The sequence below is a fragment of the Bacteroidales bacterium genome (assembly GCA_031275285.1).
In the GTDB taxonomy this organism is placed as follows: Bacteria; Bacteroidota; Bacteroidia; order Bacteroidales; family UBA4181; genus JAIRLS01.
Genome location: JAISOY010000028.1, coordinates 1 through 14,352 on the forward strand (window position 1 = coordinate 1; position 14,352 = coordinate 14,352).

At 41.7% G+C, this 14,352-nt stretch carries 10 protein-coding genes; 7 read left to right on the forward strand and 3 right to left on the reverse strand.

Going from position 1 to position 14,352, the window contains the following annotated elements; all coding sequences use genetic code 11:
- Nucleotides 1-312 precede the first annotated feature (312 nt).
- The 3 genes from purL (at nt 313) to LBQ60_02430 (ending at nt 5,906) form a co-directional block, all read left to right on the forward strand.
- Entirely contained in the window at nt 313-4,047 is a 3,735-nt protein-coding gene (gene purL, locus LBQ60_02420; protein MDR2036757.1) for a phosphoribosylformylglycinamidine synthase, read from the forward strand.
- A gap of 148 nt (nt 4,048-4,195) precedes the next feature.
- A complete protein-coding gene (aqpZ, locus tag LBQ60_02425; protein ID MDR2036758.1) occupies nt 4,196-4,897 on the forward strand; it encodes an aquaporin Z in 702 nt (233 codons plus the stop codon).
- A gap of 73 nt (nt 4,898-4,970) precedes the next feature.
- The gene (locus tag LBQ60_02430; GenBank protein MDR2036759.1) at nt 4,971-5,906 is read left to right on the forward strand and encodes a hypothetical protein; all 936 of its coding nucleotides are present in this window, start codon (nt 4,971-4,973) and stop codon (nt 5,904-5,906) included.
- Between the two features lie 161 nt (nt 5,907-6,067).
- On the opposite strand, the gene LBQ60_02435 is transcribed toward LBQ60_02430, so the two are convergent.
- On the reverse strand, nt 6,068-6,379 hold the full coding sequence (locus LBQ60_02435; protein MDR2036760.1) for a MotA/TolQ/ExbB proton channel family protein: 312 nt from the start codon (nt 6,377-6,379) through the stop codon (nt 6,068-6,070).
- Nucleotides 6,380-6,564: 185 nt separating this feature from the next.
- Between LBQ60_02435 and LBQ60_02440 the strand changes: the two genes are divergently transcribed.
- Complete coding sequence (locus tag LBQ60_02440) at nt 6,565-7,266, forward strand: LytTR family transcriptional regulator DNA-binding domain-containing protein (GenBank protein ID MDR2036761.1); 702 nt, start codon at nt 6,565-6,567, stop codon at nt 7,264-7,266.
- Nucleotides 7,267-7,461: 195 nt separating this feature from the next.
- Here LBQ60_02440 and LBQ60_02445 read toward each other — a convergent pair whose 3' ends face one another.
- Nucleotides 7,462-7,884 carry an acyl-CoA thioesterase gene (locus tag LBQ60_02445; GenBank protein MDR2036762.1) on the reverse strand — a complete coding sequence of 141 codons (423 nt, stop codon included), beginning with the start codon at nt 7,882-7,884 and terminating at the stop codon, nt 7,462-7,464.
- Between the two features lie 408 nt (nt 7,885-8,292).
- Between LBQ60_02445 and LBQ60_02450 the strand changes: the two genes are divergently transcribed.
- The 3 genes from LBQ60_02450 to LBQ60_02460 all read left to right on the forward strand — a co-directional run bounded on the left by LBQ60_02450 (nt 8,293) and on the right by LBQ60_02460 (nt 13,858).
- Nucleotides 8,293-9,351 carry an efflux RND transporter periplasmic adaptor subunit gene (locus LBQ60_02450; GenBank protein ID MDR2036763.1) on the forward strand — a complete coding sequence of 353 codons (1,059 nt, stop codon included), beginning with the start codon at nt 8,293-8,295 and terminating at the stop codon, nt 9,349-9,351.
- A gap of 104 nt (nt 9,352-9,455) precedes the next feature.
- Complete coding sequence (locus LBQ60_02455) at nt 9,456-12,500, forward strand: efflux RND transporter permease subunit (GenBank protein MDR2036764.1); 3,045 nt, start codon at nt 9,456-9,458, stop codon at nt 12,498-12,500.
- 23 nt (nt 12,501-12,523) lie between these two features.
- Nucleotides 12,524-13,858, forward strand: coding sequence for a TolC family protein (locus tag LBQ60_02460; GenBank protein ID MDR2036765.1), 1,335 nt, complete (start codon nt 12,524-12,526; stop codon nt 13,856-13,858).
- Between the two features lie 231 nt (nt 13,859-14,089).
- Here the strand turns inward: LBQ60_02460 and LBQ60_02465 are convergent.
- Nucleotides 14,090-14,352, reverse strand: a 263-nt coding sequence (locus tag LBQ60_02465; GenBank protein MDR2036766.1) for a hypothetical protein, incomplete at its 5' end; no start/stop codon positions are given.

The following is a 14,352-nucleotide window of genomic DNA, read 5'->3' on the forward strand; positions in this document are numbered from 1 at the left end:
TCATTTTTTATTCAGGCTGCAAAGGTAAAAAAATATAACACAGGTTCGTTTTTTTAGACATAATAATTTATTTTTAAGCACTCAGTGCTATTAATTGTTTCATTAAGTCACATTGATCAAATGGATTACGTTCAGAAAATATAACATTAATTGTTTTATATTACTTATCTCTTAATACTGATTATTTTCGGTGTAAGATTTTGTTGTTAAGCAGGTAATAATGTTTTGTTTTTTAAGGAGGATGATAGTTTGATTCTTCATTAAAAAATACGAACTTTGCACTTTCAAAATATATAATGCATAACGATCATTATGATATACTTTTTTCGTAATAAGCTTGAGGAAATAATTGCTGTGAAATCAGCCAGTACGATATCCGGACAAAGCATTTCCAAACTGGAGTGGCTCTTTGGAGAAGCCAAATACATTGAATTGCAAGATATTCAAGGGTGGTTTATTGGACCGAGAAAGGAAATGATCACACCATGGAGTACAAATGCAGTAGATATTACGTTGAATATGAACATACATGACATTGTGCGTATTGAACGTTTTGTACCGACCACACCTCCAAAAGAAAATGCACCGCGCAATTACGATCCGATGCTTCAGGCGCTTTACGAAAACCTGACAAATGATATCTTCACTATTGACAAAGAACCCGATCCTATTTTATACATCAGTGATATTGCCGCCTATAATCAACAGGAGGGATTAGCATTGAACAAAGATGAAATTACGTATCTGGAAGGGTTACAGGAAAAATTAGGAAGACAACTTACGGATAGTGAGATATTCGGGTTCTCACAGGTCAATTCGGAACATTGCCGCCATAAAATTTTCAATGGAAAATTTGTGATTGACGGAGAAGAAATGCCATCTACCTTATTCCAGATGATCAGGCGAACCTCCTCAGTAAATCATAACAAAATAGTTTCTGCTTATAAAGATAATTGTGCATTTGTTGAAGGACCCGAGATCAGGCGGTTTGTACCCAGAAGAGGAGATCAACCTGATTTTTTTACCATCCGGGATGAATCATCAGTTATTTCTTTAAAGGCGGAAACCCATAACTTCCCGACTACCGTTGAACCGTTCAACGGAGCTGCTACAGGAAGTGGCGGAGAGATCCGTGACCGGCTAGCGGGTGGTAAGGGCGCTATTCCTTCTGCAGGAACGGCAGTATATATGACTCCCTATCCCCGTTTTCAGGAAACAGGCCGCACATGGGAAAAAATCACCCCGAGGCCCTGGTTGTATCAATCTCCGTTAGATATCCTGATCAAGGCATCGAATGGTGCCAGTGACTTCGGTAACAAATTCGGACAACCATTAATCTGCGGCAGTGTACTCACCTACGAGCATGTCGAAAACATGAAAAAATACGGCTTTGATAAAGTCATCATGCTTGCAGGAGGCATTGGTTATACCAGAAAAGAAGATAGTGAGAAAGATATTCCCGAACAGGGAGATAAAATAGTACTGTTGGGTGGTGACAACTACCGGATCGGTATGGGTGGAGGTGCCGTGTCATCTGTAGCCACCGGAGAATACAATAATGCTATTGAACTGAATGCGGTACAACGTTCAAATCCCGAGATGCAGAAACGTGTAGCCAATGCTATCCGGGCATTAGCTGAAAGTAAGGAAAACCCTATCATCTCCATCCATGACCACGGAGCCGGCGGACATCTTAACTGTCTTTCGGAACTGGTGGAAGCAACGGGCGGCATCATCGACATGAGCCGTTTACCCGTCGGGGATCCTACCCTTTCCGATAAGGAAATCGTGGGCAATGAATCCCAGGAACGTATGGGATTGATCATGAAACCGGAAAATGTACAGTTGCTCCGTGATATAGCAAAACGGGAACGGGCCCCGATGTATGTCATAGGACATGCTACCGGAGACCATCGTTTCACTTTTGAAGATACGAAAACAGGAGAAAAGCCGATCGACCTCCTGCTGGAAGACATGTTTGGGAATACTCCCAGGACAGTGATGACCGACACCACGATTGAAAAAAAATTCGAGCCTATCGAATATGAGAAGCATAAAATACAGGAGTATGTTGAAAGCCTGTTACAACTTGAAGCTGTAGCTTGTAAGGATTGGTTGACCAATAAAGTCGACCGCTCTGTTACAGGGCTGATTGCCCTGCAGCAGACAGCCGGTGAAATCCAGTTACCTTTGAACAACCTGGGTGTTGTGGCATTGGATTATCAAGGCGGATACGGTATGGCTACTTCCATAGGCCATGCTCCAGGAGTCGCAATGCTTGATGCTGCAGCCGGCTCCCGGATAGCAATTGCCGAAGCACTGACCAACCTGGTCTGGGCACATCTTAGCGATGGGTTGAAAGGTGTCTCCTTAAGTGCTAACTGGATGTGGCCCTGCAAAAACCCTGGCGAAGACGCTCTTTTGTACCGTGCAGTAGAAGCTGCCAGCAAATTTGCCATCGATCTGGGCATCAATATCCCGACCGGAAAAGATTCTTTATCCATGACCCAGAAATATCCGGACGGGGAAGTTGTTTTCTCTCCCGGGACATGCATTATTTCCACCGTAGCACAGGTATCGGATATCCGTAAAGTCGTACGCCCTGTGATGGTTAATGACGAATCCACCCATATTATTTATGTTGACCTATCGCGTTCTCCTTTTGCATTAGGAGGAAGCAGCTTTTCACAGATCATCGGGAAAATCGGGGATATTGTTCCAGATATTGCCGAAACGACCTATTTTGTGAAAGCCTTCGATGTCGTCCAGCGCCTGATCGGTAAAGGATTGATCCTTGCCGGGCATGACGTCTCATCAGGCGGATTGATCACAACATTACTCGAAATGTGCTTCGCCAACAGGGAGGGGGGTATGGAAGTAGACCTGACTTCAGTTGCCAGCGAACGTGAAAACTGGGATTCCGATATTATCAGGTTATTATTTGCAGAAAATCCTGCTTTAGTGATACAGGTAGAAGAAGCGGACAGTGTAAAGGTACATGAAGCATTCGGATTGGCTGGAATAAAAGCTTACACAATCGGTAAACCTATCCCTAAGAGGATTATACGGGCTTTCTGCGAAGGAGAAAAATATAAATTCGATATCGATCAACTGAGGGACCTCTGGTTCAAAACGTCTTATCTCCTGGATGGACGGCAAAGTGGTAAGAAAAAAGCAACAGAACGATTCAGCAATTATAAGTTCCAACACCTTGAATATGTTTTCCCACCTCATTTTAAAGGGTCTTTTGATCAATATGACATTAACCCCGACCGGAAAACACCAAGCGGAGTGAAAGCGGCCATTATAAGGGATAAAGGCTCGAACGGAGACCGGGAGATGGCATGGATGATGCACCTGGCAGGAATGGATGTAAAGGATGTACATACCTCCGACCTGATCGACGGACGGGAAACTTTGGATGATGTGAATATGATCGTCTTTGTAGGAGGATTCTCTAATTCCGATGTACTGGGTTCTGCCAAAGGATGGGCGGGAGCACTTCTCTACAATGAAAAAGCTAAAGCAGCCATTACCCGTTTCTATGCCCGTCCTGACACGTTAAGCCTGGGTATATGTAACGGTTGCCAATTGATGGTCGAATTGGGCTTATTGACTCCTGAGGATGAACAAAAACCAACCATGGAGCCTAATGATTCCAGGAAATTTGAAAGCAATTTCATCAATGTAACTATTCCTGAAAACCATTCCGTGATGCTGCAATCGATGGCCGGATCAAGGCTGGGAGTATGGATCGCGCATGGTGAAGGTAAATTCAACTTTCCTATGCCTGCGGAACATTATCATATCGGGCTGACATACAGTTATGACGCTTATCCGGCCAATCCAAACGGATCACCGATGGGAATTGCCGGTATATATAGTAAGGACGGCAGGCATCTGGCCATGATGCCTCATCCGGAACGTGCCATTTATCCATGGAACTGGCCTTATTATCCCGCATCTCGGGAACATGACCAGATTACCCCGTGGGTGGAAGCATTTGTCAATGCGGCAGAATGGATACAAAAGCAAAAAAATGAATAAAAGTAAAATAGGGAATAGTTTTGATTAATACTATTCCCTATTTTTTTATTTCAGGAAACTATCAGAATATCTGATGAAATATTAAAAGTTAATAAACAATCAAATACACACGGGAATCATATATAAAGTAAATACTTAAAATTAATCGATCATGAAAACAAATCAGAAATTTCTAGCTGAGTTCATTGGTACATTTATATTGGTTCTTGGTGGTTGTGGTACAGCCGTATTTGCATCTTCTGCCAATTTTGTCGGCATATTAGGTGTCGCTTTGGCCTTTGGACTAACCGTTGTAGCAGGGGCATATGCAATCGGTCATATCTCCGGTGCTCATTTGAATCCTGCTGTATCATTTGGTCTGTGGGCAGGAGGAAGGATGCCCGGAAAAGATCTTTTACCCTATATGGGTGCACAGATCCTGGGAGCCATTCTTGCTGCAACCGTAATTTACCTCATTGTATCTAATAAAACCGATTTTTCGGGAATAGGTGGCTTTGCGGCAAACGGTTATGGAGAACATTCTCCGGGAGGATATGGTTTGTTGGCCGCATTGATTGCAGAAACCACACTTACTTTTATTTTTCTATTGGTGATACTGGGAGTTACGGATAAAACGGGACCTGCCGGGTTTGCCGGATTAGCCATTGGTTTGACTCTTACATTGATACACCTGATCAGCATTCCTATTACCAACACATCTGTTAATCCGGCCCGTTCCATCAGCCAGGCCTTTTTCGTGGGAGGATGGGCATTAGAGCAGTTATGGCTATTCATTCTGGCTCCATTGGCCGGAGCTTTCCTGGCCGGCATCGTTTATAAGGCCGCTTTCGCCCAGAAAAACGAAAGTTAAATCTGATCTATTCTTATCATAAGGTTATTTTCGGAATAATTGCATCATCCATTTTTCAGGAACCTGTTTTTCAATGGATTTGAAGAATGACGACCCTATCCTGTTATGGCTCTTAAGTGGGGATATTTCCATCCGGTACCAGACATACCGTGATTTACTGGGCATTGAAAAACCAGACTTACAAAAGAGAATCGGATCGGAAGGATGGGGTCGTCATTTTTTATCCTGTCGCAAAGATAACGGACACTGGGGAAATGGATTTTACCAACCCAAATGGATCTCATCGCATTACACGCTGCTGGATCTTAAATACCTCTGTATTTCACCGGATACCCAACCGGCAAAAGAAACCATCTACCGCATTTTTGAACATGCAAAAGGAACTGACGGTGGGATCAATCCTTCTGGAAGCATCAAACAGAGTGATGTCTGTATCAATGGGATGGCGCTAAATTATGCCTGTTATTTCCGGACAGAAGAAAAACTGTTGCAATCAGTGATCGATTTCATCCTCGGCGAAAAAATGGGGGATGGCGGATTTAACTGCCATTCGAATCGTAAAAATACCGTTCATAGTTCGCTACATACCACCCTATCTGTGCTTGAAGGAATAGAAGAATTCGAACAGAACGGATACCGGTACAGGATCGATGAACTTCAGGAAGCAAAAAAGACATCACAGGAGTTCATCCTGAAACACCATTTATTCCGGTCCGACAAAACAGGTGACGTCATCAAATCCGCATTTTTAAAATTGTGCTATCCGGGACGTTGGTACTACGACATATTAAAAGCCCTGGATTATTTCAGACTGGCGGATGTACCTTATCAAGCCAATATGGAGGATGCCCTGAAAATCATCCGGCAGAAGAGGACAAAAGACGGTGTATGGAAACTCCCTTCACCCCATCAGGGGATAGTACATTTCACTATGGAAGAAGCCGGAGAACCCAGTCGTTGGAACACATTACGGGCATTAAGGGTACTGAAAAAATATGATCAGATCTAATACTTAATCAATACTGAAGCCCATAATAAAAGAAAGAGAATGTGTGGGGTGAAATAGAAAAATCGTGCAAAAGAAAATTTACACGATTTTTTCTGATAAAATATTTGCATGAGGCTTAGAATTCAACCTTTTCCAGCTGAAGTTGCGCCTCATTACAACGATCAGATCCGCGGCTTCTGAATCATACGAATAATCAGAGAGATCATGTAAATGACCAATCCATATACTGCTGTAATCACTGCAACTCTCAAACCGGCCCAGACAATGACTTGACTGATCCCACCAGCCGCCTCAATGTCCAATGCCGCCTGCATAATTCCGACCAACGTAGCAAAAACCCCAAATGCAGCTGCGAACTTACCGATCTCCTTGACCCAGGCAGGAGCTTTCCATGCGGCTAAGAACAGAGCAATCAAAATAAGCGTCATAAAAGTCATCCAGGGAACCCCGCCTTCAACAAATAGAGTGAACATAAAATTAAAGTTTTAAGGTGAATGATAATAATAATTTAACAATACAAAGTTACCGCAGTTTCAATTGTTTTGGTATCATCCGACCTGACCAAATCCCCCGATAAAGCAACCAAATCCCCAATTATCGAAACAGTCAAAGAACAGTCGGCTATTTTTAACTATTTTTGTTTTGAAGATCATCCAAAATGAGACGTTATTTCGAAATAATCTATTGGTTTGCTGCCGTAATTCTGATCAGCCTGCTCTTTGTGAGCCTGATGAAAAGTTACGTTGCAGCGCTCTTTTTGTCTGTTATGATGCTTCCGGGGGCGCTTTTTGCCAAGTTCCTCGGTGGTTCCATATCATCCCAAAATCGCTCCCGCAGAGTTCTCGAAACAATATATTTCCTATTGATTGTCCTTCTTATCGAGTACCTTGCTATTTTCCTCTCCTGCTTCTACCTCTTTGGGTATCATCTTCCCGAAACTATGAATATCCTATTCAACCCTTTATTTATCTGGCTTTTATTGATTGTCTTCTGGGGCTTTGAGAGGTTTCTGGCAGCAAAATTCTTGGTCGGAAAGGTACGCGACAGATTTATGGAATTCACCTCGGAACGCAAAAAAATAAGGATAGAAATCGATACAATATTGTATGTTGAGTCGCGTGACGACGTTGTGCTTGTGGTCGCTTCAGATGGAAAACAATACCGTACCAGAATGAATATCACGCTGTGGAGCAATGTCCTGGATGACCGATTTGCAAGGGTGCACAGAGCCTTTATTGTAAACAGGAACTATGTGAAAGGCATGTCGGCTGGGCGATTGGAACTTGCTTCAGGTGTAAAGATCGATGTCTCGAAACGCTACCGGGAGATGGTAGGAGAATGGTTTGACATTGTTGATTGAATTAATCATGGGCGCGACTAAACCATAACTCCGTTTTGCTTCAGGAAAGTTGATTGCCTTCTTTCGGGTTACTATCAAAAAATATATTCACTAACTTTAAATTTAAAGCGTTTTTATCCGTAAAAAAGTGAATTTCTATCGCATTCACACTATATTCGTGACCAATACTGAAATTCCGATGAGAATATTGAAATTTCACAAAAATGCCAGATGCTTCTTTTTCCAATCCGCAAAAAAAGGCGGAGTATTCAATTCCAGTTCCTGTTGTTGGTTCAGAAACACCTGCATACTGGATGCTTCGAGAATCAATGCCTGGTCACTTTCCCGGTATATGGAATAATCAAAAAGTATCTTGGCTGCATCACTATTGATAAAACGTGTTTCTACAATCGCCGAATCTCCGTAACGTAGCGGAAGCTGATACACACAGTTAAGTTTAACAATCGGAATGTAGTAGCCGGATTCAAGTACATCCTGATAAGTGATCCCATATTTTTTCCCAAAAGATTCGCGGCCATCTTCAAGATATTTAACATAAGCCCCGTGCCACACAATATTCATTGAATCTACTTCACTAAAACGCACTTTGATATGGACGGTGTCGGACAATACCTGCATATTATTTTGTTTGATTTTCACAATGATAAATATTAGATCGTTTCATTCAAATGAATGCAAATATAGTGAAAGGTGAGAGCAATTATAGAAAACTTGCTTTCGAAAAATTGCCGAATTACATCCTATATCCTATAAATATAGAAAGAATATGGTCAATAGATCCACAATACACTCAATCATGAATCTCCTTAAAGAAAAGGACTTTAACAATTATTAAGATTTTTTCGTGACCATTCTTGCCAAGTATTGGTTAACATTGCATGACTTTTTGGTAAAATGGTTTTATGATAAAATTTTGTTACGTAAAACTCTTACAATAAAACTTTATACCGGAAGCTAGTTCATATTCCTGTTATGTCGGAAATCATCGTTTTTCTTTTGTAAAAAACTGTACATCATATTCTAAAAATGAAAGTAAAAAATATCTTCTTTATTGCTTTGGCACTTGCATTGGTGGGAGCAATCGTATATAAAGCTGTTTGGTCCAAGCCGGCACAGGCGAAATCCGGAGGCGGTCTGGCCCGTGCTGCCTTACCTGTGAACCTTCTGGTCGTTAAACCGCAAAGTTTTATCGAAACACTTTCTGTAACGGGGACTGTCGAAGCCAATGAAGAAGTCCTGTTGAAAAGTGAAGTGTCGGGAAAAATTACAGGGATCTTCTTCAACGAAGGTACCCGGGTTGATAAAGGAACATTGCTGATAAAAGTATATGATGATGATTTACAGGCACAATTAACAAAAGCCCAGGCCAACCTGAAGCTGACAGAAGAAGTGGAAGCCCGCCAGAAACAATTACTGGAACGGGAAGCCATCAGCCGTCAGGATTATGATGTGGCTTATGCAAATCTTCAATCGGCACAAGCTGATGTAGCCCTGTTTGAATCCCAGATATCAAAAACAGAGATACGTGCTCCTTTTGATGGAACAATCGGATTCCGTAAAGTATCACCCGGCGAATATATTACTCCCGGAACTGAGATTGCGTCTTTAGTGAACAATCATCCGGCAAAAATACAATTCGCCGTTCCTGAAAAATATTCAAGGGTACTGGGAAAAAATACGGTTATCAAATATAGGCTGGAAGGAATGCTTGACGAACGTACCGCTTCGGTATATGCTGTGGATCCTGCTATAGATCAGGCAACCCGTACTTTACAGTTAAAAGCGCTCAGCCCTAATTTAAAAGGTGAACTTATCCCCGGTGCTTTTGTAAGAATCAATGTATTAATGGAAAAAAGCGATAATGTAATACTGGTTCCCACTGAAGCTGTAATATCTGAAACAGATGGACAAAAAGCTTATTTGTTCCGCAATGGAAATGTTGAAAAAGTAACAGTTGAAACAGGCACCCGTACCAACAGTAAAGTAGAAATTGTGCGAGGTATCCATTCCGGAGATACACTGATCACAACAGGTATGATGCAAATTACCCCTAGGTCAATGGTCACTCCCGCCGTAATCAATTGATACCCTGAATGAATTCCGGATTTTCTTTTTCATAGACCTGAAACCAGGTTTCATATAAACTTAACAAAGCGTTCTATTAAACGTCATTGAATAATTAAACAAGCATGAGCTTAGCATCCACAAGTATTAAGCGTCCGGTTATGGCTATTGTGATGTCATTAGTTGTCATCATCTTTGGTATGATCGGGCTCACCTCGCTGCCTGTACGCGAATATCCCAGTGTTGACCCTCCCATCATTAATGTAAGGACTTCATATCCGGGAGCCAATGCCGAAATCATCGAATCGCAAATAACTGAGATACTTGAAGCATCTATCAATGGAATCGCAGGTATTCGTATCCTGACATCAACCAGTAGTGACGGAAGTAGTAACATTACTGTAGAATTTGAACTTGGTGTGGACATGGAGACCGCCGCCAATGACGTACGTGATAGGGTGTCGAGGGTACAAAACCGGCTTCCCCGGGATTGCGATCCACCTACCGTAGCTAAAGCTGATGCTGATGCCAATCCGATCATTATGTTGGCTATACGGAGCGAAAAGCGGAACCAGTTGGAACTTACGGATATTGCCGACAGGCTTTTTAAAGAACAATTGCAAACAATATCCGGTATCAGTGAAATCAGTATTTATGGGGAAAAACGTTATGCAATCCGAATTGCTCTTGATCCGGCCAAATTATCGGCCTACAATCTCACGGCAGAAGATGTAAGATCGCAGATTACAGCCGAAAATGTCGAATTGCCTTCCGGGAGTATAGAAGGTACGGCCATTGATTTAACAATACGTACATTAGGTCTGATCAGAAGTCCTCAGGAATTTGAAGCATTGATCATTAAAGAAGTAAATGGAAATCCTGTCAAATTAGGCGATTTAGGTTTTGCTCAATTTGCAGCGGAAAATGAAAAGTCTATCAATAAACTGAATGGAGAGCCATGTGTCATCCTTGCCATATTGCCTCAGTCCGGAGCAAATAATGTGGAAATATCCGACTTATTTAAAAAGCGCCTTGAAGAAATCGTTTTAGATATGCCGGAGGATCTTGCCGTAGAAGTGATCATGGATACTACGGATTTTGTGAGAAATTCTATCCTGGAAGTAGAGGAAACCATCATACTGGCCTTTGTATTTGTGGTGATAATTATTTTCCTATTCTTACGTAACTGGCGTACAACGCTGATTCCGATTATAGCTATCCCTATATCACTGGTTGGGGCATTTTTTATTATGTATTTATTCAGCTTTTCGGTCAACATACTTACTTTGCTGGCAATTGTATTAGCCGTCGGGATCGTGGTAGATGATGCCATTGTGGTGATGGAAAATATTTTTGCCAAAGTAGAAGAAGGGATGTCCCCTATTGAAGCTGCATTTAAAGGATCCAAAGAGATATATTTTGCAATTATTTCCACAACAATCGTACTGGTTTGTGTATTTCTTCCGGTAGTATTTTTAAGTGGAACAACAGGAAGACTTTTCCGGGAATTCGGGATTGCTATTGCCGGTGCAATTGTTATATCTGCGTTTATATCCCTTACTTTAACACCAATGATGTGTTCCAAAATTTTGAAACCATCTTCTTCCCAAAGTAAATTTTACCAGGTAACAGAAAGATTCTTTGTGGCCCTATCAGATGCATACAGCAACGGTCTCAGTACTTTCATCCGGATGCGGTGGTTATCCGTTGTAATTATCATAGGGGCTTTCGTTGCTATTGTTGTACTGTTCCTTAACCTTAAGTCGGAATTAGCACCTCTTGAAGACCGCAGTCGTATTACGTTACGCGTAAGTGTTCCTGAAGGCACTTCATTTGAAAGCATGGCAGTATATATTGATGAGATTTCGGATATGGTCCGCGATTCCGTTCCCGAGTTAAAAAGTATGCAATCCATGGTCCGTGGAGGCTGGGGATTTGTACGCGCATTCCTTGTTGATCCGAATGAAAGGACCCGTAGCCAACAGGAAATAGCAGACAAACTTGTAAATGATACCCGGCTCATGACAAAAGGGAAGATACTGGTGACCCAGGATCCGACCATCGGGGACAGACGATCGGGACAAGGAGTACAATATGTTATCCAGGCAGCTACTCTGGATAAATTACGCTCAATACTCCCTGTTTTTATGGATGAAGTACAAAAAGATCCGACCTTCTCGTTTGCCGATGTCAATCTTAAGTTCAGCAAGCCGGAACTTGTGGTGAATATCGATAGGGAAAAAGCACGTTTACTTGATGTATCTACTACAGCTATTGCACAAACGATGCAGTTGGCTTATGCAGGACAACGTGTCGATTATTTTACCATGAATGGAAAGCAGTATCAGGTGATTGTTGAAGTAGACAAACAAGACCGTAACAAACCGGATAATCTCACGGCACTGTATGTACGGAGTAATACCGGAAACATGATCCAGTTAGATAATTTAATATATGACTCTATAAAAAGTAATACTCCATCGTTATACAGATTTAACCGTTATGTATCAGCTACGGTTTCAGCGACAATGGCAAAGGGTTACACGTTAGGAGATGGTATTGCAGCTATGGATGTTATATCAAAAAAAGTATTGGATGATACTTATAAAACGGATCTATCCGGTCAGGCCCGTGAGTTTAACGAAAGTTCAAATAGTATTTACTTCGCTTTCGGGCTAGCCCTGCTCCTCGTATATCTTGTTTTGGCAGCCCAGTTTGAGAGTTTCAGGGATCCTCTTATTATCATGTTCTCTGTTCCGCTGGCATTAATGGGAACACTTCTATCTCTGTGGTTTTTTGATCAAACCATCAATATTTTCAGTGAAATAGGTATCATTATGCTGATCGGACTTATCACTAAAAACGGGATTCTCATTGTTGAGTTTGCCAATCAGCGTCGTGATATGGGACATTCTATCCTTAAAGCCGTAAAAGATGCTTCTGTTTCACGACTCCGCCCTATATTAATGACGAGCCTTGCCACAATTTTCGGTATATTACCTATTGCACTGGCATTGGGAGCGGGTGCCGAAAGCCGTGTTTCAATGGGAATCGCCGTAGTCGGCGGGATGCTTTTCGGAACCATCCTTACTTTATTCGTCGTCCCTGTGATGTATACTTTTATTACCAGTAAAGAACGGGTGATCATCCGCGAGGAAGATTATTTATAATTCTGTAATTCAATATATAAGAAATGATTCGTTTTTCTTCATTCGTGCATAAATCTCTCTTTTTCATAACATTGTTGTCATATTGTTTTTGTGCAGGTTCTCAGGAACTTCCTGTCCTCACACTTACAGACGCCATTGCCGTAGGTTTAGATAATAATTATAGTATCCTGCTCTCCCGCAATAGTGAGCAAATAAGCAGTAACAATGCCACCATCGGCAATGCGGGAATGTTGCCGTCACTTACCCTTAACGGGACCATCACCAAGGGAGTAGCTGACAGTGATATGAAATTTTTCGACGGGAGGGAACAAGACCGGAGTGGGGCAAAATCCACCAACCTGAACGCAAATGTCGCCCTGAACTGGACTATTTTCGACGGGTTAACCATGTTTGCGAATTATGACCGGTTAAAAGTGCTTGAAGCAATAGGCCAGGAAAATCTACGGGCAACCATTCAGGAAACTATTTCCTCCATCATGAACGTTTATTTTGATATTGTCAGTCGCCAGCAGGAAATGGATGCCCTGGAGAACATCCTCAAGATATCACGCCAACGGTTACGCAGTGCCAATGACCTGTTCCAATCCGGAAAGGTATCAAAAGTAGATTTATTATCTGCCAGGGTAGATTATAATGCTGATACAGCTTCATACATACAACAAACAGATGGTTTGAAAAATGCCAAAATCCAACTCAACCGGTTACTGGCAAGGGATATCACAGCAGACTTTACTGCATCGGATAGTATTTCCATTGACCAAGGCCTTCAATATGGACCGATACATGATAAAGCCCTGGCGGAGAATCCGGATGTGGTACTGGCCCGTATGTCTGCCAATGCTGCTTCTTTCGCCCTAAAGTCAGTACAAGGGTCCCGATATCCGACAGTCAGGCTTACTTCCACATATACCATGAGTAAGGTAGATTCCGAGTCCGGACAGGTAGAAGTAAATAAATCGAATACTTTCAATTATGGGGCGACCGCAAGTATTCCTCTATTTAACGGATTGAATATCAACCGGGAAATAAAAAACGCAAAACTGGAAAGAGAAGCAGCAGAATTACGGTATGACGAAATGCAGAAAGAGATAGAGGCACAGGTAGCTACAGCATATAGCGCCTATGAGGTGAACCGGAAACTGGCTAAGTTCGAAGCTTCGAACCTTAAACTGGCTGAAGAAAACCTGGATATCTCAATAGAACGTTATAAATTCGGAGCTATTTCTGCCGTTGAATTACGTGAAGTGCAAAGAAGTTACATATCTACTGCTAACCGGATGATCGTTGCCGTATACAATGCCAAAATAGCAGAAACGGCCTTAAAATTGCTGACCGGAGAAGTGATGGCTTTGGAATAGATACTATTTATATTCATTTATGATGTAAAATCTCAAAAAGAAAGATATTCTCTAATTATTTTTCTTTTTCTTAGTTTACCAAATATTAGAAGATTCAGAATCGGAGTTTTTATATTATTAGTAAAACCAACGGAACAATATGTAGCATGTAGTGAAATCACTATATATAACAACCGTTTTTCTATAAAGTCTTAATTTTTCAAGAGTTAATCAACAGAAACTATCCGAATATTATTTTTCCTTTCTGTTTTTCTGTTCTTTTATTGAGTTTATTTTTTGTTCAACGGTTTCCTGTTTGTTATTCAGTTCAACAGCATATTTGCAAATATGGTACGCTTCGTCGGAACGACCGGCCACCACCAGCAATTCACACATATGGTCTACTATTTCAGGGTTGTCTTCTCCTCCGTTTTTCATAGCTTTTTCAAGCATTACAATGGCTTCTTCCACACGTCCTAATTTGTACAACACCCAGGCATAAGTATCCAGATAAG

Excerpts from the sequence above, each read along its gene's own strand:
- purL (MDR2036757.1), top strand. The coding sequence starts at position 313 with ATGATATACTTTTTTCGTAATAAGCTTGAGGAAATAATTGCTGTGAAA.
- LBQ60_02430 (MDR2036759.1), top strand. The coding sequence starts at position 4,971 with ATGGATTTGAAGAATGACGACCCTATCCTGTTATGGCTCTTAAGTGGG.
- LBQ60_02435 (MDR2036760.1), bottom strand. The coding sequence starts at position 6,379 with ATGTTCACTCTATTTGTTGAAGGCGGGGTTCCCTGGATGACTTTTATG.
- LBQ60_02440 (MDR2036761.1), top strand. The coding sequence starts at position 6,565 with ATGAGACGTTATTTCGAAATAATCTATTGGTTTGCTGCCGTAATTCTG.
- LBQ60_02445 (MDR2036762.1), bottom strand. The coding sequence starts at position 7,884 with ATGCAGGTATTGTCCGACACCGTCCATATCAAAGTGCGTTTTAGTGAA.
- LBQ60_02450 (MDR2036763.1), top strand. The coding sequence starts at position 8,293 with ATGAAAGTAAAAAATATCTTCTTTATTGCTTTGGCACTTGCATTGGTG.
- LBQ60_02455 (MDR2036764.1), top strand. The coding sequence starts at position 9,456 with ATGAGCTTAGCATCCACAAGTATTAAGCGTCCGGTTATGGCTATTGTG.
- LBQ60_02460 (MDR2036765.1), top strand. The coding sequence starts at position 12,524 with ATGATTCGTTTTTCTTCATTCGTGCATAAATCTCTCTTTTTCATAACA.